Source organism: Achromobacter sp. 46006, assembly GCF_059761975.1.
Genome location: NZ_JCBANN010000023.1, coordinates 1 through 25,694, shown reverse-complemented (window position 1 = coordinate 25,694; position 25,694 = coordinate 1). Strand labels below are relative to the sequence as shown.

The following is a 25,694-nucleotide window of genomic DNA, read 5'->3' as shown; positions in this document are numbered from 1 at the left end:
CGATGTTACATCCGCTCGGGGGCGGACACGCCCAACAGCGTCAGGCCATTGGCCAGCACCTGGCGCGTGGTCGCGGCCAGGCGCAGGCGCGCCAGCTTGAGCGCGGTGTCGTCGACCAGCACGCGCTCGGCGTTGTACCAGCCGTGGAAGTCCGCGGCGCAGTCGCGCAGCCAGAAGGCGATGTGGTGCGGGGCCAGTTCCTGGGCGGCCAGCGCCACCACGTGGGGAAATTCGGCCAGGCGCTGCATCAGCGCGAATTCGCTGGGGGCGGTCAGCAGGGATGCATCGGCCGCGGCCACGTCGGCCGCCGGCATGCCGGCGTTGTTGATCACCGAGCAGATGCGGGCGTGGGCGTACTGGATGTAATAGACCGGGTTCTCGTCGCTCTTGGACAGCGCCAGGTCGACGTCGAACACGAACTCGGTGTCGGCGCGGCGCTGGATCAGGAAGTAGCGCACGGCGTCGCGGCCGACCCAGTCGATCAGGTCGCGCATGGTGACGTAGCTGCCGGCGCGCTTGGAGATCTTGACCTCCTGGCCGCCGCGCATCACCTTGACCATCTTGTGCAGCACGTAGGACGGGTAGTCCTTGGGAATACCCTCTTCCAGCGCCTGCAGGCCGGCGCGCACGCGCGCCACGGTGCCGTGGTGATCGCTGCCCTGGATGTTCACGGCGCGGTGGAAACCGCGTTCCCACTTGGCCTTGTGGTAGGCCACGTCCGGCACGAAATAGGTGTAGCCGCCCTCGCTCTTGCGCATGACGCGGTCTTTGTCGTCGCCCGTGCCCAGTTCGGTGGTGCGCAGCCACAGCGCGCCGCCTTCTTCATAGGTGTGGCCGCCGGCGATTAGCGCCTTGACCGTGGCTTCGACCCGGCCCGAGGTGTACAGCGAGCTTTCCAGGTAGTAGTTGTCGAACTTCAGTCCGAACGCCTGCAGGTCCAGGTCCTGCTCGCGGCGCAGGTAGGCCACGGCGAAGGCGCGGATGTCTTCCAGGCTGTCGATGTTGCCGGTGGCGGTGACGGGCTCGCCGTCCGAGGCCTGGATGGTCTTGCCGGCCTGGAAGTCGCGGGCGATGTCCAGGATGTAGTCGCCCTTGTAGCCGTCGGCGGGCCACTCGGGCGAGTCGGTCGTCAGGCCGCGGGCGCGCGCCTGCACGCTGATGGCCAGGTTCTCGATCTGGTTGCCGGCGTCGTTGTAATAGAACTCGCGGGTCACGTCCCAGCCGATGGCGTCGTACAGGCGGCACAGGGCATCGCCCAGGGCCGCCTGGCGGGCGTGGCCGACGTGCAGCGGGCCGGTGGGGTTGGCGGACACGAATTCCACCAGGATCTTCTCGCCGCTGCGGGCGGCCCGGCCGAAGGCCTCGCCCTGCTCGGCCACGGCGGCGATGACGGCCTGGCGGACGGCGGCGGTGACGCGCAGGTTGATGAAGCCGGGGCCGGCGACTTCGGCGCTTTCCACCAGGTCGCGGGCGCCGGGCTGCGCCAGCAGCGCGTCGACGATGGCCTGGGCCAGTTCACGCGGGTTGCGCTTGGCCGGCTTGGCCAGTTGCATGGCCACGTTGGTGGCGACGTCGCCGTGGGCGGCGACCTTGGGGCGCTCCAGCAGCACGTTGGCTCGGGCCGTATCGGCCTGGGCGTCGGGCAGGCTCTGCGCGATGGCGGCCTGGATCAGGGAGATAAGCTGTTTCTGTTGCTCGGGGAGCATGGGCGTCTGGAGAAAGTCTGGGTGGGTGACGGGGGCGGCTGCGGGCGCGGCCGGGCCGCGGGCCCGCGCGGGCGGCCCACCGGTGGTGCCGGCGGGCGGGATCGGCCGGCTGGCGCGCTTCGGGAAGCGCGGCCACCGCGCGGACGCCGGCAATCTGGGCCGCCGCGGATCCTGCCGTCACGGGAATCTCCTGAATCATAGCTTGATTTGGCGGCCGCCACCGGCCGCCCGCCCGGCGCCAGGCGCTGCGCGCCGGGGGCCGGTTGGCATCCCCAGGGCGTTGCGGTAGTGTATGTAAGGTATTCAATCCGTAGGAGACCGGAATATGCTGATTACATTTCACTCCAAGGTCGTGGCCGAGGTCCTGATGCTCACGGACCATGCCGGCGCCCTGCTGCAAGCGGCGGGCAAATCCTTCGGCGACAAGATCCCCGAGCGCGGCGTGTTCACCGTCGACCAGCTCGGCCCGGCCATCCAGGGCATCGAACGGGCCATCGAAGAGGCCCAGGGGCATCCCGACGAGGACGACGAAGACGAGGACAAGGCGCCGGTGGCGCCGATGGCGCGCACGGTAGGCCTGAAGGAACGCGCCTTTCCGCTGCTGGACATGATGCGCCAATCGCAGGCGGCCGGCGCCGAAGTCACCTGGGAGGTGTCGCGCGGCTGGTAGGTCAATGTCGCCGGACGGACAATCTGCCCGGCGTTTTTTGCCTACCCTTGCGGCTACGCCACTTCAAGGAATCCGCCCCATGCGCAGCGACATCACCATCGTTTTCGATCCCCGGCGCTCGCTGGACCTCTCGGCCAACGTCGAGCCCAGCCCGCAGCGCCAGAGCCAGGCCCGCGACTGGTTCGATGGCGCCTGGGAGACCCTGGGCTGCGAGCCCCTGCGCCCCAGCGGCAAGGTGCTGTTGCTGGACAAGGTGCTGGGCGTGGCCGACGCGCTCGGCTACGACACCCTGTCGACCGACGAAAAGGAAGCGCGCGAGTTCGCCGAGAACCTGGCGCTGGCGCTGGAGCGCCCGCGCATCACCGTGGATCTGCCCGGCCTGACGGTCGGCTATTGACCGGGCGGCGTCCGCCGCGCCGTCCCTGACCCGGATCCGCCGCCGGAACCGGTCCTCTCCCCCCGCTACGCCGCCATCGCCTGCCCCGCCAGGCGGGGGCGGCGTCGTGCCGCCCGCCGCCACGGAACCAATCGGGCCCGTGCGTTACTCATGGGCAAGGATGGCCGGGGTGCCATCCGCCGATCATCCCCTTTGCGCGGAACCCGTGACATGAGCCAGGATCGTTATCTCGCCCTGTTGAACGCCTATGCGCGCCGCCGCCCGGCCCATGCCGACGTGGCGCGGACGCAGCAGATCGTCATCGACGGGCACGCCATCAGCCTGTGGTGCGCGCCGGCCGACTCCGCCGACGATGCCCTGCTGGTGTGCCGCGCCGATGTGGCGCGCTTTCCGGCGGGCCTGCCCAATTCGGTCTGCCGGTTGCTGCTGCAGGCCAACAACCTGTGGGCGGGCACCCACGGCGCCACGCTGGGCCTGCGCGGCCACGACACCGTGATGCTGAGCGCCGCGCGCCGCGTCGGTTCACTGACCGCCGCCACGCTCGATGCCCTGTTGGTCGAATTGCACGTCGACGCCCGCACCTGGGCCGCGCAATTGACGCGCCGCGCCACCCCATCCGCCGCCGGCGCCGAGGCCGGCATGCTGCACCTGCGCGCCTGACTGCGCCTGCCCCTGCCGGAGCCTTGCCCCATGTCCGAAGCACGCTATCAAACCGCCCTGGCCGATCTCGCCGTCCATATCGGCGTAGACGCGGCCGCGCTGGCCGCCCGCCAGGAACTCGTCATCGACGGCGCCGCCATCGCCCTGGCCTACGTGGACGACGGCCTGGGCGGCGCCATGCAGGGCGCCTGCCGGGTCGGCGCGCAGCCCTTGCCGGCCGAGCCGCCGGCCGGTCTGCTGCCCCTGTTGCTGCAAGCCAATACGCTGGGCCCCGCCACCCGCGGCGCCACCCTCGGCCTGCAACGGTCGGGCCATCTGGTGCTGGCCAGCCGCCAACCGCTGGACCTGCCGTCCGAGCGCCTGGCGCAAGCCTGGCGCGATCTGGCCGAGGTCGCGGCCGGTTGGGCGGCCGCCATCGATCAAGGGCTGGGCGATCCCGCCGGCCCCCGCTGAATCCGCTACGCGACAGGAGCTTCCCATGTCCCGCTATCAAACGCTGCTCGAAGATTACGCGCGCCTGGCCGGCCTGGCGCCGGTCGAGGATTTCCTGGCCAGCCAGGAGCTGGTGATCGCCGATCTCGTGGTCGGCCTGGCGCTCGAAGGCGACGCCGACCGCGGCGATATCGCCTTTTTTGCCTCGCTCGGCCGGCCGGCCCCGCAGGTGGCGCGCGAGCAGTTGCTGCAACTGATGCTGGAGGCCAATGCGCTGTGGGTCGGTACCGGTGGCTGCACGCTGGGCCTGCAGGCCGGCAGCGGCGCGGTACTGCTGTGCGCCCGGGCGCCACTGGCCCTGTGCGATGCGCCGGCGCTGGCCGCCGCGCTGGATGCCTTCGCCGACGTCGGATTGTTGTGGCGCGAGGTGGTGCAGGGCCGCGTCAGCCCTGAATTGCCGCAACGCGCGGCCTGACCGGGGAGCGCCGCCATGTTCATCAATCCCAATGCCGGCCGCGTGGTCGGCGGCGAGCAGTTGCCCCCGCAGGAGCACACGGCCGCCACAACCGTCGGCACGACGGCGCCCCAGCCTGGCACCGGCGGGTTGCAGGGCACGCTGGTGGCCGTCGGTGAAGGCGGCACCGCCGCGTTGCGCGAGGACGCGGCGCAGGCCCAGGGGTGGTTCAGCGGCGCGCTGTCGGCGTTCTGGCAGGCGGCCGAGGCGTTCACCTTCGCCATGCATGGCGGCCCTATGGACGACGACACCGAGGTGCGCGCCGAAGGCGACGCCGGTGACGACCTGCGCACGGACGAGGACGCCACGCTGACCGAGGTGGAGGACGACGACGAAGAAGAATTCTTCGACTGCGATGACGATGGCGTCGCCGCCTACAACGCCCGCCAACTGGAGCGGCAGGCGATGCCGGGCGGCGCGTCCGGCCCGGCGTCCCTGGTTGATGGGCCGGTCCTGCCGTTGTCGTCCTTGCTGGATGATATCGGCGAACTGGAGGTCCTGGGGGTGGAGACCGACCCCACCCCCGTCCGCGAAGTGGTGGCGCAGCAGACCCAACAGCAGCAGGACGGCATCGTCGGCCGGCTGATGGCCATGGGCGGCAATGCCTTGGGAGCGGTGACCAGTGCCGCGTCGAATGTGGTTAACACGGTTGCGAGCTATCTGCCGGGCCGCGGCGCGCCGGTGTCCGGGAGCGAGGGCGTCAGCGCCGGCCAGACTGTCTCCGAGCGCAATCTGGCGCGCGCTGGCGAGGTCGCGGTCAAGATCGACGCGGAAATGGCCAAGCTCAATGAGCAATTGCGGCGCATGGGCGGCGATGCGTTGCGCGTGCCCGATGGCGAACGCCTGAACACCCCCACGTTGTCTGCCTGGGATACCCTGTCGCGCTGGAACCACCAGGCGCGCGGCGCCATGTCGGCCGGGCTGACCACGCTGGGCTGGACCACCGCCGCGGTCGCCATCCCGACGGCCACCAGCGTCATTACCTCGCCCTTGGGCTGGACCCCGACCGGCATCGGCATCAACGCCACGGCCACGCTCGGCGGCGCCTATCTGGGCCTGACCGCGCTGCGCGACTTTCCCGAGCTGGCGAGCAACCGCGCCGCGCTCAGCCTGGTCGAGAGTACCCTGCAGGCGCTGCAGCCGCAGTTCAGCGAGCTGGACAACCTGATCGCGCAGGAGCAATCACGCCAGACCGCCAGCGAACGCACCATGCTGGTGTCGCTGGAGCGCGGCCCGCGCATGGAAGCGCTGCAACGCGAATTGGCGCAGGTCGGCGAAGCGCTCAAGACCGCGCCGTCGGCGCCGGTGCAGGGCGCCGCCACGCGCCATCCGGTGGCCCTGGGCGATGGCCAGGAGCGCGCGCAGACGCTGGGCCTGGCACAACGCGCCAAGTCGGCATTCCAATCGTTCTTCGGCTCGATCGCGCGCGGCCTGACCAGCGTCGGCCGCTTCCTGGCCGACCTGCCCAATGTGCCGGGCCGGCTGCTCGAGCAGCGCGCCGCGGGCAAGAGCGAACTGGCCTATGCCCGGGGGGCGGGACGCGCCGCGCTCAATCTCCTGTCGTCGCCGCGCGAAGGCGGCATCGTGCGCGATGGCGTCGATGTGCGGACCTTGCGGCGCGCCGCCGACGCCGGCGGCATATCGCAGGGGCTGGACGAGGTACGCCGCCAGATGTACATCGGCGAGAACCTCACGCACGCCCTGCGCGACAACGCCTCGCCCGCCTTTGGCGCGATTGCGGTGGGCACCGGCCTGCAGCAGGTCGCGGCCACCGCCAACCTGACCACGGCGCGCGCCATGGCCTGGTACTTCGCGGGCGCGGCCGACGCGGCCGAGCGCGGCAACGGCCAGGAACCGGCCGTCACCCGCAATACCGATGGCAGCCTGTCGGTGGCCGATCCGGACCGCAAGCTGTACAGCTTCCTGATGCACGCGCCCTCGGTCTACACCGGCTCCATGGCGGGAGAGTCATCGGGCGAGCCGGGCCGGCTCACGCTGGATGACTACCGGCGCGGCTTTCCCGACGGCGCGCGCGGCATGCAGTTCGAAACCGCGCTCGACGCGCACGGCGCCGCCGAGTTGCGCATCCGCTTCGTTGCCGACCGCGCGCGGCCGGTGTTCACACCGCTGGCCAATGAGCATGGTGTGCTGCTGACCATGTACCAGGCCCTGCACAGCCCGGCACAGGCCGGCGAACGGCAGGCGGATTTCTCCGGCTGGTCACGCGAGCAGTTGCAGGCGCACCAGTCTTCTCTGCTGGCCGCGCTGCAACGCGAGAACACGTTGCTCGCGGGTGACCAGCAGCAGATCCACGACCTGCGGGACTGGCAGAATCCGGCTTTCCTGGCCGGGCGCGCCTGAGATCCTGGCCCGGGCGCAACGGCCCGGGCGCGCGGCGGGTCAGCGGATGCCGGCCCGCATGAACGACTGCACGAACTGGCGCTGGAACAGCAGGAAGGCGATCAGCAGCGGCGCCGCCGACATCAGCGTGGCGGCGGTGATGACCGACCAGTCGATGCCCTGGTCGGTCGACGAGAACACCTGCAGGCCCACGGTCAGCGGCCGCGATTCCACCGAGTTGGTGATGATCAGCGGCCACAGGAAGTTGTTCCAGTGGTGGCTGACCGACACCAGTCCATAGGCCACGTAGATCGGCTTGGCCAGCGGCACGTACACCTTCCACAGCACCTGCAGCGCGTTGGCGCCTTCCATGCGCGCCGCCTCTTCCAGCTCGCGCGGCACGGTCTTGAAGGTCTGGCGCAGCAGGAAGATGCCGAAGGCCGAGGCGAAATACGGCAGGCCGATGGCGAACACGGTGTCGCGGACACCGAGCAGGCTCATTGAGCGGTAGTTTTCCACCAGCAGCACATCCGGCATGATCATGAGTTGCAACAGCACCAGCATGAAGACGAAGTCGCGGCCGCGGAACTCGAAGCGCGCGAAGGCGTAGCCGGCCAGGGTCGACAGCACCAGTTGCGCCGCCAGCACCATCGTCACCAGCAAGAACGTGTTGGCGAAATAGCGTGGGAACGGCGCGGCCTGCCAGGCCCGCGCGAAGTTGTCGAGCGTGAGCGGCGCGAACAGGTCGAAGCGGGTGGCATAGGCCGGCGGATGGAACGCGGCCCACACGGCATACGCCAGCGGCAGGATCCACAACAGGCCCAGCGTCCACGCGCCCAGGGTATCGAGCTTGTCTTTCATTGGTAGTGCGTCCTGCGGTCCAGCCAGCGGAACTTGATCAGCGCAGTCAGCGCCAGCACCACCAGCAGCACGACGGTCAGCGTCGCGGCGTAGGCGGTGTCCCAGAAGCTGAAGCCCACCTGGTAGATGTAGTAGAGCAGCAGCGTGCTGGCGTTGTCGGGCCCGCCGCGAGTCATGACCACCACGTGATCCACCAGCCGGAAGGCGTTGATCAGCGCATTGATCAGCACGAACAGCGTGGTCGGCATCAACAGCGGCCACAGCACGCGCCGGAAATATTGCCAGCGCGAGGCTCCTTCCAGCATCGCCGCCTCGCGCAGCGACGGCGACACCGTCTGCAACGCGGCCAGGTAGAAGATCATGAAGAAGCCGGATTCCTTCCACACCGTCACCAGCATCAGCGCCGGCAGCGCCGTCTCGCGGTTGCCGAGCCAGTTGGGGCCGGGCGAACCGAAAAGCTGCATCACCTGCGCGATCAGGCCGTACTGCGGGGTGTAGAAGAACAGCCAGATGTTGGCCACCGCCACCATCGGCAGCACCGTTGGCGTGAAGTACGCCATGCGCAGGAAGCCGCGCCCGCGCAGGTTGCGGTTGACCCACAGCGCCATGACCAGCGCGATGCCGATCGAGGTCGGGATGGTGCCCAGGGCGAACCACAGGTTGTTCCAGAGCGATTGCCAGAACACCGGGTCGTCACGCATGACGGCGTAGTTTTCCAGCCCGACGAAGCGGGCCGGGCGCGCGCCCTTGGGCGTGGAAAAGAAACTGTGCCAAAGCGTCGCCAGCGCCGGGTAATGCGTGAACGCGGCGAGCAGCACGATGGCTGGCAGCAACAGCAGCCAGCCATAAAGCGCATTCAAAGAGCGGCTCATCGTGCTTGCGGGATCACTTGTAGGAACGCAGTATGCGGTCGGCTTCGCGCTGGGCGTCGGTCAGCGCCTGCTGCGGGGTCTTGGAGCCCGTCAGCGCTGCCTGCAGGGCATCGTTCAGCGTCTTGGTGACGCGCTGGTTTTCGTGGGTCGAGAATTCCGCCACGCTCACCTGCAACTGGTCGCGCGCCACGGTCGCGGCCGGCACTTCCTGCGCGTACTTCTTCATCTTCTCGGTCTGCCAGGCGGCCGGGGTCACGGCCACGTAGCCGGTGGCGATGCTCCAGTCGGCGGCGCGCTCGGGCGTGGTGGCCCATTGCGCGAACTTGAGCGCGGCCTGTTGCTGTTCCGGCGTGCCGCTCTTGAAGATGTAGAAGTTGCCGCCGCCGGTCGGGCTGCCGCCGCGCTTTTGCTGCGGCATCATCGCCACGCCGAACGGGAAGTCGGCGTTCTTGCGGATGTTGGTCAGGTTGCCGGTGGTGGTCCAGACCATGGCGGCCTTCTTTTCCAGGAAGTCCTTGGGCGTGGTGCCCCAGTCGATCGTGCCGGTGGGCATGATCTTGTGCTTGGCCGACAGGTCGCGCCAGAACTGCGCGGCCTCGACCACGGCGGGCTTGTCCAGGTAGACCTCGTTACCGGCCTCATTCATCAGGATGGCGCCGTTGGGCGTGGTCAGGGCCTGGAACAGCCAGTAGGCGAAGGCGCCGCCCGACGGGATCTCGATGCCCCACTGGGTGGTGTTGCCGTTGGCGTCCTGCTTGGTCAGCTTCTTGCCGTACTCGACCAGCTCGGCCCAGGTGGCCGGCGCGCGTTCCGGATCCAGGCCGGCGGCCTTGAACAGATCCTTGTTGTAGTACATCACGATGGTCGAACGCTGGAACGGCACGCCCCAGGTGTGGCCGCCGGTGCGGCTGTTCTGCATGAAGGCGTCGTAGAAGCCGCCGAGCCACTTCTTGTCGGCGTCGCTCTTGGCCAGCGTGTCGATCGGCACGATGGCGTCTTCGTCGATCAGCGTGAACATGTCGGTGGACAGCAGCACGGCCAGTTGCGGCGGCGTGCCGCCCTTGAGCGCGGTCAGCGCCTTGGCGATCGAGTCCTGGTAGGAACCGGCATAGATCGGCTTGATCTTGATGTTGGGATTTTCCTTCTCGAAGTCCGTCACCATGTCATCGACGATCTTGGTGATCGGGCCGCCCACGGCGACCGGGTAGTAGAACTCCACTTCGACGGGCTTTTGCTGCGCCTGCGCGGGCAGCGACAGGCAGGCGGCGGCGAGGCTGGCGGCCAGGGTCTTGAGTACGATGCGTCGCATGGTTGCGTTTCCTTTCCTGTGGATTGGGCGTCTTCAGCGCCCGACGGTGTTGATGACCGCCGAATCGGCGGCAAAGAAATGCTGTTGCTCGGCCAGCCACGACAGGCGCAGCGATTCGCCGGCGCTGGCGCGCAGATGGCCGCCCACGCGCACCGCCACGCCGCCGCTGTCGCCGATACGGCAGACCACGATGGAATCGGCGCCGAAGTACTCCACGCTTTCCACCGTGGCGGCGATGCCGTCGCCGTCGATGCGGATGTGCTCGGGGCGCACGCCCAGCTTGGCCGCGCCTTCCGGCGCGCCGGCGATGGCCGGACCGTGGGTGCCGGCGATCACGGTGGCGCCCTGCAGCGGCATCAGCTTGATCAGGTTCATGGGCGGCGTGCCGATGAAGCGCGCCGCGAATTCGCTGGCCGGACGGGCATACAGGCCGTCGGGCGTGTCGTGCTGTTCGATCTGGCCGCCGCGCAGCAGCACCACCTGGTCGGCCATGCTCATGGCCTCGGTCTGGTCATGCGTGACGTACACCATGGTGATGCCCAGGTCCTGCTGCAGGGCGCGGATCTCGCGGCGCATTTCATGGCGTAGCTGGGCGTCCAGGTTGGACAGCGGCTCGTCCATCAGGCACACCGGCGCTTCCGATATCACCGCGCGGCCCAGCGCCACGCGCTGCTGCTGGCCGCCCGACAGTTGCGACGGCTTGCGGTCCAGCAGATGGCCCAGGCCCAGCAGCGAAGCCACGCGTTGCAGGCGGCGGTCGTAGTCGCGCGCCGGCTCCTTGCGCACCTTCAGGCCGAACAGGATGTTCTCGCGCACCGACAGGTGCGGGAACAGCGCGTACGACTGGAACACCATGGAAATGCGGCGCTTGGCCGGTGGCAATTGGGTGACGTCGCGGTCGCCGATGCGGATGGTGCCGGACGTGGGCGTGTCGAGCCCGGCGATCATGCGCAGGGTGGTCGACTTGCCGCAGCCCGAGGGGCCCAGCAACACGGTGAAACTACCCGCTGGCACGGTGAAGCTGACGCCGTGGATCGCGGCCGCGCCGCCGTATTGCTTGGTGAGGTTATCCAGAACGATGGATGACATGCTGTCTCTTGGATCTAGTTTTCTGATCCGTCTGTGGCGCGTGCGATGAAAACCTTTTCATTGTGCAGCGCAAACATGACGGAGATATGGCAGGGCATAGTGTTTGTAATCGAGATTGGCGCTCAGGCGAAGGGATATGGCCCGGGGTATTCCCCAATCACGGCGTGGTGGGTGACCAGGGCGCCGTCGTGCCACCAGTGCAACTGGTAGCCCGGCGGCTCCATGATGTATTGCAGGGCCGGACGCGGCCCCAGTTCCAGCGCCAACTGGTGCGCGGTGCCGGGGCAGGTCGAGGCGATGGTGCCGCCGAAGCGGCGGAAGATGGTGCGATGCAGGTGTCCGCACAGCACCCGTTCGACGTTGGGATAGCGCGCCACGATGCGCTCCAGTTCGGGCGCGCCAGCCAGCAGGCCGATGTCGTCCATGTGCTCGATGCCGGTCAGGAACGGCGGGTGATGCATCAGCACCAGCGTTGGCCGGTCCGCCTGCTCGGCCAGGCGCGCGGCCAGCCAGCCCAGGCGTTCGTCGCACAATTCGCCGTGGCTCTTCATCGGCACCACGGTGTCCAGCGCCAGCAGGCGCAGCGGCCAGGTTTCGACCGCGTACTGGATGAACGACCCTTGCCCCTGCAGATAGCCATGTTCCGGAAAGGCGGCGCGCAACTGCGCCCTGTCGTCGTGATTGCCGGGCAGCAGGAAATACGGAATTTCAAGCGCCTGCAATTGCTCGCGCAGCGCCTGGTACTCGTGCGGCCGGCCCAGGTCGGTCAGGTCGCCCGTGATCAGCACGCAGTCGGGGCGCGGCGCCAGCGCGTTGAGCGCGCGCACCGCCGGCCCGAGGAAGGCAGCCGGGTCGATGATGCCGTAGGCCTTGTCGCCCGGATTGCGCATGTGCAGGTCGGTAATCTGTGCGATGAGCATGAAGCGTGTCTCGATCTTTATCTATTCTGGAAATTTCAGCGGCGCACGGGGGCAGCGGTGCCGCCAACCACGATGCAATGCGGCAGGCGGCTCGATTGCGGCGGTTGGCCGTGGATCTGCGCCAGCAGGTTGGAACAGGCGGCCTGGCCGATGCCGTCGCTGGGTTGCGCCACGGTGGTCAGCGGCGGTGTCAGCAGGGCGCCGAAGCGCATGCCGTCGAATCCGCATACCGAGATATCGGCGGGTACCGACAGCCCCAGCGCCACCAGATCGGCGATGACCGCCGTGGCCAGCAGGTCGTTCGAGCAGAACAGCGCGGTGGGCGCCTGCTTGCCGCGCAGCGCGGCCTTGAGGGCGTCGGCGTCGCTGCCGGTATGCGAGCTCATGGAAATATGCTGGAGCGGCGCCAGGCCCAGCTTCTTGGCGCAGGCGCGCGCGCCGGACAGGCGGCGGCGGGCACGGTCCGAAGCGGTCAGCGGGCCGGTCACGATGGCGATGCGCCGGTGTCCCAGCGCGGCCAGGTGCGCGACCATGTCGACGGCGGCGGCGCGGTTGTCGACCGAGGCGTAGGGGTGGTCGGAAGACTCGTTGTAGACCAGCACGTATGGCATGCCGGCGCTGTCCAGGTCGTCCAGCGTGGTGCTGCGGGCCGCGTCCGCCACGGTCAGGATCAGGCCGTCGACCTGGTGGTCGATCAGGCCCTGGACCGCGGCCGATTCCACTGCCGGGTCATAACCGGTGGCGGTCAGCATCACGCTGTAGCCGGACTCGCGGGCACGCCGTTCGGCTCCCTCGAAGCACTCGGCGAACACCGGATTGGACAGCGTCGGCAGGATCAGCCCGATGGTGCGGGTGCTGCCGGAGCGCAGGCTGCGGCCGACGCGATTGGGCCGGAAGCCCGCGCGTTTGGCGATGGCGCGAATATGCGCCAGCGTTTCCGGATGGACGATTTCGGGCTGGTTGAACGCGCGCGACACCGTGGCGGGAGAGACTCCCGCCTTGCGGGCCACTTCGATGATGGAGAATCGGGGCGATGCGCGCGACGCCATGGCTGGATTGCTGTGGATTTGCTGAAAACGTTTTCATCTTACAAGACAATTATGACCTTTGTGTTGCACCCGTTTGCGCTATGCTGACAACAACGCAACAACACAAGGCCATGGCGCGACGCGACACGAAACCCCCTGCGAAAACGCGTTTTTTCAGTGGTTTTCCTAATTGACGCGGCGCGCACGAAGGCTGGGTCTGTCATGGCCGGCGTGCATCATGGATCGCGCCGGATCAGGATAAACCCCAGGTCAAGGGGACCGGGTGCGGAAGTCAGTACCGTGCATCTCGCGCGGCACCGGGATAGAGGAAAGGATCATGTCTACTGCCTTGAACAGACTTGGCGCGCTTGACGCGGCGCGCAAGCTGCAACGGCGCGAATTGACCGCAGTGCAATTGGTGCGGGCCTGCTTTGCCCGCATCGAGCAACGCGAAAACACCATCCATGCCTGGACGGCGCTGCAAAAGCAGGCCGCCCTGGACCACGCGCAAACCCTCGACCAAGGCGCCTTGCGCGGCCCGCTGCATGGCCTGCCGATCGGCGTCAAGGACCTCTTCGATACCATCGACCTGCCCACGCGTTACGGTTCACCCATCTACGAACGCCACCGCCCCGGGCTCGATGCTGCCGCCGTGGCGCTGTGCCGCCATGCCGGCGCCATCGTGATCGGCAAGACCGTCACCACCGAGTTCGCCACTTACCAGGCGGGCCCCACGCGCAACCCGCGCAACGAGGCCTACACGCCGGGCGGCTCTTCCAGCGGCTCGGCCGCGGCGGTCGCCGACGACATGGTGCCGTTCGCGCTGGGCTCTCAAACCGCGGGCTCCATCATCCGGCCCGCTTCGTACTGCGGCATCGTCGGCTACAAGCCGACCTTCGGCGCCATCTCGCGCGCCGGCGTGAAGAGCCTGGCCGAATCGCTCGACACGGTCGGCGGCTTCGCCCGCTCGGTGCCGGACGTGGCCTTGTTCGCCTCGGTGCTGATGCGCGATCCGCGCCTGCTGAACCTCGCCTATGACGCCAAGCCGCGCATCGGCATGTATCGCAGCCTGCAATGGCGCCATGCCCAGTCCGAGACCAAGGAAGCTTTCGCCCAGGCCGCGGCCACGCTGTCGCGGGCTGGCGCCCATGTCGAGGAAGTGCCGCTGCCGCCCGAGCATTGCGTGCTGGTGCAACTGCATGCGGACATCATGGCGTTCGAGTCTTCGCAGGCGCTGGCCTACGAACGGCTGGAACACGCCGCGCAGCTCAGCCCCAAGATCCAGGCGATCCTGGAGGCCGGCGCGCGGATCTGCGCCGAGGAACACATCGCCAACCTGGCGCGCGCCGCGGAATCGCGGGCGCGGGTGGATGGCTGGTTCGACAAATACGACGTGCTGCTGGCGCCTGCCGCCAGCGGCGAGGCGCCCTTCGCCGACCTGGGCACGGGCGACCCGCAGTTCTCGCGCGCCTGGACCCTGTTCGGCCTGCCCTGCCTGAGCCTGCCCTTCGCCACCGGCCCGCAGGGCCTCCCGGTCGGCCTGCAACTGATCGGCAAGCGCCACGACGACCATCGCACGCTGGCGATCGCCGCCTGGGTGCACGAGCGGCTGCTGGCCGCGCGCGCGCCCGACATCGGCGCCTCCGACATATGGCCGAGAGGCTGAGCCGGCGCGGCGCGCCCGGAGCGAAACCGTTGCCGCAAAACAAAGCCCGCCGGATAGGCGGGCATTTTTCGTGCAGGGCTGCTTCACCGTAAGAAGCGGGCATCGGCGGCGGAGGCGGTAACCCCCGCGCCTGCGGCCTGGGCGCGGATCACGCGGCCTCGGCGGCTTCCTGTTCGGTTGCGATGGCACCGGCATTGATGTGGCGGTTCACGGCGCTCAATACGGCCTGGAACGACGCGGTCACGATGTCGCGGTCGATGCCCACCCCAAAGCCCGTGCCCGAATCGCCGACGCGCAGTTCCACATAGGATGCGGCGCGGGTGTCGGTGCCGGTGCCGATGGCGTGCTCGTGGTAGTCCATGATGCGCACGGGCACGTCCAGCGCGGCCACGAAGGCCGAGATGGCGCCGTCGCCCTTGCCGGTCACGACGCGGCGTTCGCCGTTGAATTCGAGCTCGGCCTCGATGCTGAAGTGCTGGCCTTCGCCGGCCGCCGGGTTGCCGTCGATGCGATGACGCACCAGCTTCCACGGCGCCTTCTGTTCCAGGTACTCGCGGTTGAAGATGGTGTGCACGTCGTCGGCGGTGACTTCGCGGCCGGTCTCGTCGGTGACGCGCTGGATGGCGCGGCTGAATTCGATCTGCAGGCGGCGCGGCAATACCAGGCCGTGTTCCTGTTCGAGCAGGTACGACACGCCGCCCTTGCCCGACTGGCTGTTGACGCGGATCACGGCGTCGTAGCTGCGGCCGAGGTCGGCCGGGTCGATCGGCAGGTACGGCACTTCCCAGACGGCGTCGGGCTGCTGTTGTGCGAAGCCCTTCTTGATGGCGTCCTGGTGCGAACCGGAGAAGGCCGTGAAGACCAGGTCGCCGGCGTACGGATGGCGCGGGTGCACGGGCAATTGGTTGCAGTACTCGGCGCAGCGGCGCACTTCGTCGATGTCGGAGAAGTCCAGCCCCGGATGCACGCCCTGCGTGTAGAGGTTCAGGGCCAGCGTGACGAGGTCGACGTTGCCTGTGCGCTCGCCGCTGCCGAACAGGCAGCCTTCGATGCGGTCGGCGCCGGCCATCACGGCGAATTCGGCGGCGGCCACGGCGGTGCCGCGGTCATTGTGCGGGTGCACGCTCAGCACGATGCTGTCGCGTCGCGCCAGGTTCTTGTGCATCCACTCGATCTGGTCGGCGTACAGGTTGGGCGTGGTGGCTTCGATAGTGGCGGGCAGGTTCAGCACCATCTTGCAGTCCGGCGTGGGCTCCCATACGTCGGCCACGGCGTTCGAGACTTCCAGCGCGAATTCGGGTTCGGTGGTGCTGAAGACTTCGGGCGAATACTGGTAGCGCCACTTGGTTTCCGGGTGCTTGGCCATGTACTGCTTGACCAGGCGCGTGCCGGTCGTGGCGATGTTCTTGATTTCGTCCTTGGTCATGTTGAACACGACCTTGCGGAACGCCGGGGCGCAGGCGTTGTACAGGTGGACGATGGCCTGCTTGGCGCCGGCGGCCGATTCCACCGTGCGGCTGATCAGGTCTTCGCGCGACTGGGTCAGGACGATGATGGTGACGTCGTCGGGGATGCGCTTTTCGTCGATCAGCTTGCGCACGAAATCGAAGTCGGTCTGCGACGCGGACGGGAAGCCCACTTCAATTTCCTTGAAGCCGATCTTGACCAACTGCTCGAAGAAGCGGAGCTTGCGCTCGACGCTCATCGGCTCGATCAGGGCCTGGTTGCCGTCGCGCAGGTCGGTGCTCATCCAGATCGGCGGCTGCGTGATGCGGCGGCTGGGCCAGGTGCGCTCGGAAAAGTCGCGGGCGAAGGGCGCGAAGGGGACGTATTTGGTGGCGGGGTTGGCAAGCATCATCACTACACCTCGATCGGTTTCTTGTGAATCCCGGGATCGGTTTCCTCGGCCGGCATGCGGCCGGATGGCGGCCTGGTGCCAGGTTTGGCCGCGTTCGCGCGGCGCAAGATTCAGTTTTGAAAAGGGAAAATCGCGTGTGGCAAGCGTGGCTGCCGAGCTACCACGGGGACACTAGGCCCGGCAACCGATCGGTAGGTATAGCGATAGCGCGACGAAAGCGGTACGAGCGCGCAGGCCGGCAACCGGAGCGGCGGAGCGTCCGGTGGCGATCGCGAGGGAGGTGCGGTAAGCGGCCATAGGTTGCTAGTCAAACATACTTTTGCGGCAAGCGCAATCGGAAAGGCAGTAAAAAAGCCGGGGACGGATCCGTCCCCGGCCTCGGCCGGCTGTGTGGCCGACCTTATTGCGCCTGCATGTGGCCGCTCTGGACCACCTTGCCCAAGCGCTCGCGCTCACTCTTGGTGAAGGCGACGAAACTGGCGCGCGAGCCGCCGCCCGGCTCGATGCTGCTTTGGCGCAGCGCGTCCTGCACTTCCTTGGTCTGCAGGCACTTCTCGATTGCCGCGTTCATCTTGTCGAGCACATCCGCGGGCGTGCCGGCGGGAGCGAACAGGCCGGCCCAGTGGCCGATACGCACGCTCGGGAAGCCCGCTTCGGCGGTGGTGGGAATATCCGGCGCGCTGGCCATGCGCTTGTCCCAGGTCGTGGCCAGCGCCTTGAGCTTGCCGCTGCGGATCAGCGGCAGCGTGACGATGCTGGCTTCCGAGGTGGCGACGACCTGGTTGCCGATCACCGCGGTCACGCCTTCCGAACCGCTCTTGTAGGCGATGGGTTCGATCGGCAGACCGGTGGCTTCCTTGACCATCTCGGCGACGAAATGCGGCGTGCTGCCGTTGCCCGCCGTCGAGAACGTGATACGGTCGGTCTTGGCCTCTTTGGCGCGGGCGACGAAGTCCTTAAGGTCCTTGGCCGGGTTGGACGGGTTGGCGACGATCACCGACGGGGTGATCGATAGCAATGCCACCGGGGTCAGTTCTTCGTCTTTGTAAGGTTGGTCCGAGCGGATCAGGCTATTGGTGACGGTGCCATTGCTGCCCACCAGGTAGGTATAGCCATCGGCGGCGCTGCGGGCCACGTGCGCGGCGCCGACCACGCCACCGGCGCCGGGGCGGTTTTCGACGATCACGGGCTGGTCCAGGGTCTTGCCCACCGCCTTGGCGATGATGCGCGCGACCAGGTCGTTGGCGCCGCCCGCGCTGAAGGGCGCGACGAAGGTGATGGGTCTGTCGGGCCAGGCGGCGCTGGCCGGGGTGGCGGCGAAGGCGGCCGAGCAGGCCAGCAGGAGGCCGGCGGCATACCGGACAGGGGTGCGGAACATGTAAAGCAAACTCCAGGGGCTGGCCACGCGTCCGGCAGGTCTCGGCTGCCGGTTTATGTTTCAGTGTCGGGTGCGCGGCCGCGGTTACGCGAGCCTGGAGGGCCAGTATAGGGGAGCCCGGCTGGCACGGGACTGAAATGCCCAGGCCGCCTTGCGGCGGCCTGGTAACGGGTGAAGCAACCGCGGCTCAGCGCGCCGGGTCGCCGATGCGCGGTTCGATGTAGCGCTGTTCGCGGGCATCGCGGCGGCGGTCGTCGCGCCCGTCGCCCGATGGCCGGGCGGCCGTGCCGTCGAGGATTTCGGCTTGCTCGGCCACCATGGCGATCTTGCCGATGCGGTTGTGGCGGATTTCCGACAGCGAGCGGTACAGGTCGCCGACGGTGAACGGTTCTTCGCGGCTGCCCCAGGCCCAGCGCAGCACGCCAACCGATTCCTCGGACAACTGCGGCGCCAGGTCGGCCAGCACCTCGGTGCGAACCGGCGTGGCGCGGCCGGAAGCGAGGCTGGCCGATAGCCAGGCGCGCACGATGAAGAACGCGATCAGGGTCCAGATGCCGGCCACGACCCACCAGAGGTAGGGGTTGACCTTCTGCACCATGTCCATGGTGGGTTGGCCCAGCGAATGCAGGAAGTCATAGTTGACGCGCTTGCCGAAAGCCAGGATCCAGGAAGCGGCGAGATACCAGACGATCACGGCCACGGCGATCACGATCGCGCGCACGAGAAGCCTGGGAAGCGCCAGTTTGAGCAGGGTCTGGCCGATAAGTCGGCAATCCTGGCGAACGCGTGCGGGCGAAGTCTGATTCATCATGCAAAATATTGTACCTATGACCCGTCCTATTTTAGAACTGCGGCCCGGCCAGCACCTGACGCTGACCCCTCAATTGCAGCAATCGATCCGGTTGCTGCAACTGTCCACGCTCGAGCTCGAGGCGGAGATCTCGCAAGTGCTCGCCGACAATCCGTTGCTGGAACGCGACGATGAACCCGCTTCGGTCGAGACTCAGGCGGAATCCGAGCGCGAATCATCGGTACAGGACGACGAGCCCGCGCCCGAACGCGACGCACCCGTGGAGGAAATGCCCGGCTCCGGCGGTGTCTATCCCGACGACGATTCCAGCCTGCCCGAGGCGGCGCGTCCGGATACCCTGCGCGAGCATCTGCTGGGGCAATTGGTGCTGACGCGCGCCGCGCCGCGCGATGCCGCGTTGGTGGCGTTGCTGATCGACGAGCTGGACGAGAACGGCTACCTGGGCTCGCCGCTGGAGGAAATCCTGGGCTGGCTGCCGGCCGAGATGGAACCGGACCTGGACGAGCTACGCGCCGCGCTGTCGTTGCTGCAATCGTTCGATCCGGCAGGCATCGGCGCGCACGACATGTCCGAGTGCCTGCTGTTGCAACTGCGCCAGCCGGACCTGACGCGCCTGCCCGAGGCCGCCGACCCCAAGGCGCTGGCCTGCGCCCGCCAGATCTGCGCCCAGCACCTGGCGCTGTTGGCCACCGGCAACAGCGCCAAGCTGTGCGCGGCGATCGGCTGCGACGATGCCACGCTGCGCGCCGCCCACGCGCTGATCCTGCGGCTGGAGCCGCGCCCGGGCCGGGCCTGGACGGTGCCGGCGGCGGACTACGCGGTGCCCGACGTCATCGTGCGCAAGACGCGCCGCGGCTGGCAGGTGACGCTCAACAGCGCCGCCGTGCCGCGCCTGCAGATCAACGGCCTGTATGCGCAGATGCTGGCTAACCAGAAGGAATCCGCCCACGCCGGCCTGCAGTCGCAGTTGCAACAGGCCAAATGGATGATCCGCAATGTCGAGCAGCGCTTCGACACCATCCTGCGCGTGGCACAGGCCATCGTCGATCGCCAGACCGCCTTTTTCAGCCAGGGGCCGGCGGCCATGCGGCCGCTCATCCTGAAGGACATTGCCGGGGAACTCGGCTTGCATGAGTCGACCATTTCACGCGCTACCACACAGAAGTACATGCTCACTCCATTTGGCACGCTGGAGCTCAAGCGTTTCTTCGGGGCGGGGGTGTCGACCGATGGCGGCGATGCCACCTCGGCCACCGCCGTGCAGACCTTCATCCGCCAGATGGTGGCCGAAGAGAACCGCGCCAAGCCGCTGTCGGACAGCCAGATCATGGAAAAGCTGGCGGACCAGGGCATCGTCATCGCTCGCCGTACGGTCGCCAAGTATCGCGAGGCGCTGCGGATCGCGCCCGCCGCGCTGCGCAAGGCGCAGGCCGCAGCGCGCTGAACCCGCCTGGAACGGCGTGGCCGCGGGTGCCGCGCCGGGCCCGCGGTCGGGGCGCTCGTATGGCGTTGCCGCAATAAAACGTCCCTTATTTCAATAGGTTAGGCGGCGGCGTGGTTGCAAATTATTTACGCTGAGTACTTGCCATTGCAGGAATAAATCCCGATAATTATTCTCATGTACATTTGCGTATGTAATGCCATCACCGAACGCCAAGTCCGCGCCAGCGTGGACGCGGGCGCGACGTCGCTTTCCGACCTGCAGTTCGAGCTGGGCGTGGCCACGTGCTGCGGCTGCTGCGCGGCCACCGCCGCCGAATACCTGCCGGGCGGACGTTGCTCCAGCGTGTGCGATGTGCGCTCGATCGCCGTTCCGGTCAATCCGCCGGCCGCTGTGGCTGAAGCCGGTGCGGCCGCGGCGAACAGCAGCTATCCGGTCATCCAGGTCGCCGTCGCCTGAGCGGCGCCGCCACCTGCCACGGCTTGCAGGCCCAGCCCTGCAGGCCGTTCCATTTCCGTTTCACAGAAATCCCTGAGCATCGACGCCAATTGGCGCGTCGGCTCGCGCGCGGGTTCCGACAGGCATAGCGCCAATTCGGTCGGTGGCACCGCCGGCAGTGCCTCGTCCACCAGGCGGTGGCCCGGGGCGATGCAGCGACGCTCCAGCAATGCGACCCCCAATCCCCCTGCCAAGGCCGCCTGCAGCCCCATCAGGTTGGGACTCTCGTAGGCGATGCGCCAACGACGGCCGGCCCGCTCCAGTGCGTGAATGGCACGGTTCCGATAGATACACCCCTGTGGGAAGGCCACCAGTGGCACTGGCTCGCTGCTGGCCGGCAGTTCGTGGCGGCCTGCAATCCAGTGCAGCCGTTCGGACCAGGCGGCCAGGGCCGGCCCGGCGCCCGGCTCGCGCTTGAGCAACGCCAGATCCAGGTCGCCCCGTTCCAGCCCGCGTGTCAGGGCAACGGTCAGGTCGCACCGCACCGACAGCCGCACTGCCGGCCGGGCGCGTGCGAACCGCGCCACGATTGCCGTCAGCGTGTCGGCGGCAAAATCGTCCGGCACGCCAAGCCGGATCATCTCCACGCGCTTGCGGCCGCTGACCGCTTCGCGCACCTCGGTCGACAGCGCCAGCATGCGACGCGCATAGCCGAGCAGGCGCTCGCCATCCTCGGTCAAGTGGACCTGGCGGCCTTCGCGCACGAACAGCGTGCATTCGAGGGTGTCCTCCAGCTTGCGGATCTGCTGGCTGACGGTGGACTGGCTGCGGTGCACCCGCTCGCCGGCGCGGGTGAAACCGCCCGCATCGACGACGGACACGAAGCTGTGCAATAGATCGAGATCGAGCATGCGAACGGCCTTTGCATTGGTTTTTCAAATACTCTTGATCCAAATAAAGCGTTTGTCAATGGATAGGGCGGCGCCCAGAATGGGCTCCTCTTTGTCCTGCCTGGATCGGATGTGCCATGAAGGTGTCATCAACCCTGCCCGTAGCCGCCCTGCCCACCGACGCGCCGATGGGCGTGACCTGGGCGCCTATCGCGGCCTTCTGCTTTCTGTGGAGTTCGGCCTTCGCGGCGGCCAAGATCGCGGTGCGCGATTGCCCGCCCCTGACCCTGCTGACCATTCGCTTCCTCATCGCCGGCGCCCTGATGCTGGGCGTGGCCGCGGCTAGCGGGCGTTGGTCGCGGCCGGGCGCCCGCGACCTGGCCGCCTTGATCCTGCTGGGCGTGTTGAACAACGCCGCGTACCTGGGCCTGAGCTGGAGCGGCATGACCACGGTGTCATCGGCGTTCACGGCGGTGCTGATCAGCACCAACCCCCTGCTGATCGGCGTGCTGGCCGGGCCGGTTTTGGGCGAGCGCTTGGGTTGGCGCAAGATGTTCGGGTTGTGCCTGGGATTGGCGGGCGTGGCGCTGGTGCTGCGTTCGCGCCTGCACGGCATGCAGGAAGATGCGCACGGCACGCTGCTTGTGACCGGCGGGCTGGTGGCGCTGGTTGCCGGCACGCTGCTCTACAAGCGCCTCAAGCCGGCTGCGGGCCTGTGGATGGCGACGGGCATCCAGTCGCTGGCCGGCGCGGCGGCGCTGTTGCCGGTGGCGCTGCTGCACGAAAGTATTGGCGATGCGCGTCTGACGGCCAGCCTGTTCTGGAGCATGGCGTACATGATCGTCGCGGTGTCGATCGGCGGCTATTACCTGTGGTTCATGATCCTGGGGCGGGCCAGCGCCACGGCCGCCAGCGCGCTGCACTTCCTGATGCCGCCGCTGGGCCTGTTGTTCGGTTGGGTGGTGCTGCGCGAGCCGGTATCGTGGCTCGACCTGCTGGGCATTGTGCCGATCGCGCTCGGCATCTGGCTGGCGACGCGGCGCGCATCCTAGGGCCTGTAAGGCTTGTTATCGCGTGGATATGCCCTGGGGCGGCGGGTTGTTCGTGCACAACGTGGCGCGCTTGGGCAGTGGTCCGAGAAATTCGGCGTCCCGATGCGCTCGTTGCGTCCCCGCGCGAGCCTCGGAATGTCCGCTGATTGACCTGATGCGTGCCCGCGCAGCCCGCAATATGCCTCGCTTTCCGATGCAAATCATCAAGCACGCATACTCATTCTCATTTATGTGTCGCTTTCCGGTTGCGCTCGTAAAGCGGTTTACCAGATGCGCACCAAGGCTAGGCGCGGGCCCGCGGCCGATGTTAGTCTGCCGGGGTTGCGTACTCGCGGCATCGTGCGCTTCTTGTCGCGATGCAGTGCGCGTCGCGCATGACTGCAAGGAGTCCATCATGAAAGGCGATAAAACCGTCATCCAGTTTTTGAACAAGCAGCTGACCAACGAGCTGACGGCGATCAACCAGTATTTCCTGCATGCGCGCATGCTGAACCACTGGGGTTTCGACAAGCTCGGCAAGCACGAGTACGAAGAATCCATCGGCGAAATGAAGCATGCCGACCGCCTGATCGCGCGCATCTTCATGCTCGACGGCCTGCCCAACCTGCAGGACCTGCACAAGCTGCTGATCGGTGAAGACGTGCCGGAATTGCTGGCCTGTGACCTCAAGCTCGAGCAGGGTGCCCAGGCTACGGTGAAGGAAGCGATGGCCCACTGCGAATCGGTGCGCGACTACGTTTCGCGCGACCTGTTCCAGGACATCCTGGACGACACCGAAGAGCACATCGACTATCTGGAAACCCAGATCGACCTGATCGACAAGGTCGGCCTGCAGAACTACCTGCAAAGCCAGATGTCGGTGCCCGACTGAGCCGGTTGCCTGGCATGAAAATGGCGCCCCTCGGGGCGCCATTTCTTTTGGCGGATCGCGCGCGGCGCGGTTTGGAGGATGTGGCCTATTGCGGGCGGGCCGGGCATTCGGCCATAGTGCCCCAGGCCCGGTTGGGACCGCAGTACTTGTTGCGGGCCGCCCACGAGCACGAGGGACGTTCGAAGAAGCCCTGCGTGGCACAGTGTGCCAGTTCGCGCTTGAGCGCGTCCTGCCAGCCGGGCGCGCCCGGCGCGGGCGAGGAGTTCGGCGGAGGCGGCGCCTGCACCATGGGCGTGTTGCCGTAACCGGCGGCCTGTTGCGTCGTGGCCTGGCCGCCGTTGATGGCGGTGCCGGTGCCCGGTGCCTGCAGGTCGAGCGTGCTGACGTCGGAGGAGCCTTGCGGCAGCGGCACTTGCGAGGCGGCGGCGATCTCGCGCGCCTGCTCCTGGCTGATGCGTTCGCGCGAGATCTTCACGGCCGGATCGCTGACGGTGTCGAACAGCGAGACGGTGTTGATGGTCCATTCGTGGTCGGCCGGCTTGTCGGGCACGCCGAGCGTGCCGTCGATGCGCGGTTGCGGCGGCTGCGCCACATAGGGACGCCCGTTGGCATCGAGCACGGGTTGCTGCGACGCGGCCGCATCCTGACCGGGCGCAGGCGCGGCCTGCGGCGCATGCGCCACCAGCCAGTCACCCAGTTGAATACCGCCCCACGCCGACGCGCCAAGCGCCAGCAGGAGCGTTGCTAATAATAAACGCCAAGACATTGCTAACCTCAATCTGCCGTGCGGTACCCGAACGGGTCTACGCCTTGTCTCCGAAGACCTTGCCGCCATGCTCGCGCATGGCGTGGAATTTCACATCCGGATACAGTTCCTCGGCCACGCGCAACTGCGCGGGCGAACCGATCAAAAACGCCGCCGCATCGACCACATCATAGGCGATATGGGCGGCATTGGCATCCATGAACTTGCGCAGCGCCTTGGGGTTATCGGAAGTAATCCAACGTGCCATTGTGTAGCGCGACGGCATCATGCGCGCATCCACGCCGTACTCGGTTTTGAGGCGGTGCGCCACCACTTCGAACTGCAGTTGGCCGACCGCGCCGAGCAGCAGCGAGCCGCCGGCGGCCTCGGGGCGGAACACCTGGATGGCGCCCTCTTCGCCGAGCTGCGTCAGGCCGGTACGCAACTGCTTGGTGCGCAGCGGGTCCTTCACTTCGACGGCCTGGAACAGTTCCGGCGCGAAGAACGGCAGGCCGGTGAACTGCAGCGTTTCGCCTTCGGTCAGCACGTCGCCCAGTTGCAGCACGCCGTGGTTGGGAATGCCGATCACGTCGCCGGCATAGGCCTCGTCCAGCAGCTCGCGGCGTTGCGACAGGAACGACACCACGTTGTTGGGGCGCATTTCCTTGTTGGTGCGCGCGACCTTCAGGCGCATGCCGCGTTCGAAGCGGCCGGAGCTCACGCGCACGAAGGCGACGCGGTCGCGGTGGGCCGGGTCCATGTTGGCCTGCACCTTGAACACGACGCCGGTGAACTTGGGTTCCTCGGGCTGCACTTCGCGCTGCAGCGCGACGCGCGGGCCGGGGGGCGGGGCCTGCTCGACCAGCGCGTCCAGCACTTCCTGCACGCCGAAGTTGTTGATGGCCGAGCCGAAGAACACCGGGGTCTGCTTGCCGGCCAGGAACTGGTCGCGGTCGAAAGCGGGCGCGGCTTCGTTGATCAGCTCGATCTCGCCGCTGGCCTGTTCGAAGGCCGCGCCGAAGCGGCGGCCGATCTCGGGGTTGGTCAGACCTTCGATGAAATCGTCGTTGTCGGAACGGCGCTCCTGGCCGGGGCGGAACACGCGCATGCGGTCGCGGCGGATGTCGAACACGCCGCCGAAGGCCTTGCCCATGCCCACCGGCCACGAGAACGGCACGGCATCCATGCCCAGGTGGCCTTCGATTTCCGACAGTAGTTCGAGCGGCTCGCGCACTTCGCGGTCCATCTTGTTGATGAACGTGATGATGGGCGTGTTGCGCGCGCGGCAGACCTGCAGCAGGCGGATGGTCTGCGGCTCGACGCCGTTGGCGGCGTCGATCACCATGAGCGCGGCGTCGACCGCCGTCAGCACGCGGTAGGTGTCTTCGGAGAAGTCCTGGTGGCCCGGGGTGTCGAGCAGGTTGATGACGCAGTCGCGGTATTCCATCTGCATCACCGACGAGGCCACCGAAATGCCGCGCTGCTTTTCGATTTCCATCCAGTCGGACGAGGCGTGGCGCGAGGCCTTGCGCGCCTTGACGCTGCCGGCGATCTGGATCGCGCCTGCGAACAGCAGCAGCTTTTCGGTCAGCGTGGTCTTGCCCGCGTCAGGGTGGGAAATGATGGCGAAGGTACGGCGCCGCGCTACTTCTTGTGGGATGTTCATGATCGGAGGATTCAACCTGACGCCGCGGCTTCAGCCCGGCGCGGTCCGGTATCGTGCATCGAAACAAGCGGGGCACGCGC

Annotated in this window: 24 protein-coding genes; 11 read left to right on the top strand and 13 right to left on the bottom strand. The window is 67.6% G+C overall.

Annotated elements, in window-relative coordinates; genetic code table 11:
* Positions 1 to 5: 5 nt before the first annotated feature.
* A complete protein-coding gene (gene argS, locus AC6LKG_RS13375) occupies positions 6 to 1,706 on the bottom strand; it encodes an arginine--tRNA ligase (RefSeq protein ID WP_498165040.1) in 1,701 nt (566 codons plus the stop codon).
* 325 nt (positions 1,707 to 2,031) lie between these two features.
* Here argS and AC6LKG_RS13370 point away from each other — a divergent pair, with 325 nt between their 5' ends.
* From AC6LKG_RS13370 to AC6LKG_RS13345, 6 genes are all read left to right on the top strand, one after another.
* Complete coding sequence (locus AC6LKG_RS13370) at positions 2,032 to 2,376, top strand: DUF1840 domain-containing protein (protein WP_498165039.1); 345 nt, start codon at positions 2,032 to 2,034, stop codon at positions 2,374 to 2,376.
* A gap of 79 nt (positions 2,377 to 2,455) precedes the next feature.
* Positions 2,456 to 2,773: a hypothetical protein gene (locus AC6LKG_RS13365; protein ID WP_498165038.1), complete on the top strand. Its 318-nt coding sequence runs from the start codon at positions 2,456 to 2,458 to the stop codon at positions 2,771 to 2,773.
* A gap of 210 nt (positions 2,774 to 2,983) precedes the next feature.
* Positions 2,984 to 3,433 (top strand): type III secretion system chaperone, encoded by a 450-nt coding sequence (locus tag AC6LKG_RS13360; protein ID WP_498165037.1) that lies wholly within the window; start codon positions 2,984 to 2,986, stop codon positions 3,431 to 3,433.
* A 30-nt stretch (positions 3,434 to 3,463) separates the two neighbouring features.
* Positions 3,464 to 3,886 (top strand): type III secretion system chaperone, encoded by a 423-nt coding sequence (locus AC6LKG_RS13355; RefSeq protein ID WP_498165036.1) that lies wholly within the window; start codon positions 3,464 to 3,466, stop codon positions 3,884 to 3,886.
* A gap of 25 nt (positions 3,887 to 3,911) precedes the next feature.
* Entirely contained in the window at positions 3,912 to 4,340 is a 429-nt protein-coding gene (locus AC6LKG_RS13350) for a type III secretion system chaperone (RefSeq protein ID WP_498165035.1), read from the top strand.
* A gap of 15 nt (positions 4,341 to 4,355) precedes the next feature.
* On the top strand, positions 4,356 to 6,740 hold the full coding sequence (locus tag AC6LKG_RS13345) for a hypothetical protein (RefSeq protein WP_498165034.1): 2,385 nt from the start codon (positions 4,356 to 4,358) through the stop codon (positions 6,738 to 6,740).
* A 39-nt stretch (positions 6,741 to 6,779) separates the two neighbouring features.
* Here AC6LKG_RS13345 and AC6LKG_RS13340 read toward each other — a convergent pair whose 3' ends face one another.
* From AC6LKG_RS13340 to AC6LKG_RS13315, 6 genes are all read right to left on the bottom strand, one after another.
* The gene (locus tag AC6LKG_RS13340) at positions 6,780 to 7,580 is read right to left on the bottom strand and encodes a carbohydrate ABC transporter permease (protein ID WP_498165032.1); all 801 of its coding nucleotides are present in this window, start codon (positions 7,578 to 7,580) and stop codon (positions 6,780 to 6,782) included.
* A complete protein-coding gene (locus tag AC6LKG_RS13335) occupies positions 7,577 to 8,452 on the bottom strand; it encodes a carbohydrate ABC transporter permease (RefSeq protein WP_498165031.1) in 876 nt (291 codons plus the stop codon). Before AC6LKG_RS13335 ends, AC6LKG_RS13340 begins: the two co-directional genes overlap by 4 nt.
* Positions 8,453 to 8,465: 13 nt before the next feature.
* Complete coding sequence (locus AC6LKG_RS13330) at positions 8,466 to 9,761, bottom strand: ABC transporter substrate-binding protein (protein WP_498165030.1); 1,296 nt, start codon at positions 9,759 to 9,761, stop codon at positions 8,466 to 8,468.
* Positions 9,762 to 9,794: 33 nt separating this feature from the next.
* Entirely contained in the window at positions 9,795 to 10,850 is a 1,056-nt protein-coding gene (locus AC6LKG_RS13325) for an ABC transporter ATP-binding protein (RefSeq protein ID WP_498165029.1), read from the bottom strand.
* Positions 10,851 to 10,972: 122 nt separating this feature from the next.
* Positions 10,973 to 11,770, bottom strand: coding sequence for a phosphodiesterase (locus tag AC6LKG_RS13320; protein WP_498165028.1), 798 nt, complete (start codon positions 11,768 to 11,770; stop codon positions 10,973 to 10,975).
* A gap of 35 nt (positions 11,771 to 11,805) precedes the next feature.
* Positions 11,806 to 12,819 (bottom strand): LacI family DNA-binding transcriptional regulator, encoded by a 1,014-nt coding sequence (locus AC6LKG_RS13315; RefSeq protein ID WP_498165026.1) that lies wholly within the window; start codon positions 12,817 to 12,819, stop codon positions 11,806 to 11,808.
* A 316-nt stretch (positions 12,820 to 13,135) separates the two neighbouring features.
* Here AC6LKG_RS13315 and AC6LKG_RS13310 point away from each other — a divergent pair, with 316 nt between their 5' ends.
* Positions 13,136 to 14,464, top strand: coding sequence for an amidase (locus AC6LKG_RS13310; RefSeq protein ID WP_498165024.1), 1,329 nt, complete (start codon positions 13,136 to 13,138; stop codon positions 14,462 to 14,464).
* A 148-nt stretch (positions 14,465 to 14,612) separates the two neighbouring features.
* Here the strand turns inward: AC6LKG_RS13310 and leuA are convergent, their stop codons facing one another.
* The 3 genes from leuA to AC6LKG_RS13295 all read right to left on the bottom strand — a co-directional run bounded on the left by leuA (position 14,613) and on the right by AC6LKG_RS13295 (position 18,511).
* A complete protein-coding gene (leuA, locus tag AC6LKG_RS13305; RefSeq protein ID WP_498165022.1) occupies positions 14,613 to 16,322 on the bottom strand; it encodes a 2-isopropylmalate synthase in 1,710 nt (569 codons plus the stop codon).
* 400 nt (positions 16,323 to 16,722) lie between these two features.
* Positions 16,723 to 17,700 carry a tripartite tricarboxylate transporter substrate binding protein gene (locus AC6LKG_RS13300; protein WP_498165020.1) on the bottom strand — a complete coding sequence of 326 codons (978 nt, stop codon included), beginning with the start codon at positions 17,698 to 17,700 and terminating at the stop codon, positions 16,723 to 16,725.
* A 187-nt stretch (positions 17,701 to 17,887) separates the two neighbouring features.
* A complete protein-coding gene (locus tag AC6LKG_RS13295; RefSeq protein ID WP_498165018.1) occupies positions 17,888 to 18,511 on the bottom strand; it encodes a hypothetical protein in 624 nt (207 codons plus the stop codon).
* Between the two features lie 16 nt (positions 18,512 to 18,527).
* Here AC6LKG_RS13295 and rpoN point away from each other — a divergent pair, with 16 nt between their 5' ends.
* Both rpoN and AC6LKG_RS13285 read left to right on the top strand, forming a co-directional pair.
* Positions 18,528 to 19,955, top strand: a complete 1,428-nt coding sequence (rpoN, locus tag AC6LKG_RS13290; protein WP_498165016.1) for an RNA polymerase factor sigma-54 — start codon at positions 18,528 to 18,530, stop codon at positions 19,953 to 19,955.
* 174 nt (positions 19,956 to 20,129) lie between these two features.
* A complete protein-coding gene (locus AC6LKG_RS13285; protein ID WP_498165014.1) occupies positions 20,130 to 20,411 on the top strand; it encodes a (2Fe-2S)-binding protein in 282 nt (93 codons plus the stop codon).
* On the opposite strand, the gene AC6LKG_RS13280 is transcribed toward AC6LKG_RS13285, so the two are convergent.
* Positions 20,381 to 21,301: a LysR substrate-binding domain-containing protein gene (locus AC6LKG_RS13280; protein WP_498165012.1), complete on the bottom strand. Its 921-nt coding sequence runs from the start codon at positions 21,299 to 21,301 to the stop codon at positions 20,381 to 20,383. The genes AC6LKG_RS13285 and AC6LKG_RS13280 overlap by 31 nt on opposite strands.
* A gap of 116 nt (positions 21,302 to 21,417) precedes the next feature.
* On the opposite strand from AC6LKG_RS13280, the gene AC6LKG_RS13275 reads away from it, so the two are divergent.
* Together AC6LKG_RS13275 and bfr are read left to right on the top strand one after the other, a co-directional pair.
* Positions 21,418 to 22,332 carry a DMT family transporter gene (locus AC6LKG_RS13275; protein WP_498165011.1) on the top strand — a complete coding sequence of 305 codons (915 nt, stop codon included), beginning with the start codon at positions 21,418 to 21,420 and terminating at the stop codon, positions 22,330 to 22,332.
* Between the two features lie 394 nt (positions 22,333 to 22,726).
* Positions 22,727 to 23,203 (top strand): bacterioferritin, encoded by a 477-nt coding sequence (gene bfr, locus AC6LKG_RS13270; protein ID WP_498165010.1) that lies wholly within the window; start codon positions 22,727 to 22,729, stop codon positions 23,201 to 23,203.
* 85 nt (positions 23,204 to 23,288) lie between these two features.
* On the opposite strand, the gene AC6LKG_RS13265 is transcribed toward bfr, so the two are convergent.
* On the bottom strand, positions 23,289 to 23,969 hold the full coding sequence (locus AC6LKG_RS13265; protein WP_498165008.1) for a hypothetical protein: 681 nt from the start codon (positions 23,967 to 23,969) through the stop codon (positions 23,289 to 23,291).
* A 37-nt stretch (positions 23,970 to 24,006) separates the two neighbouring features.
* Positions 24,007 to 25,614, bottom strand: a complete 1,608-nt coding sequence (locus AC6LKG_RS13260; RefSeq protein WP_498165007.1) for a peptide chain release factor 3 — start codon at positions 25,612 to 25,614, stop codon at positions 24,007 to 24,009.
* Between the last annotated feature and the right edge of the window lie 80 nt (positions 25,615 to 25,694).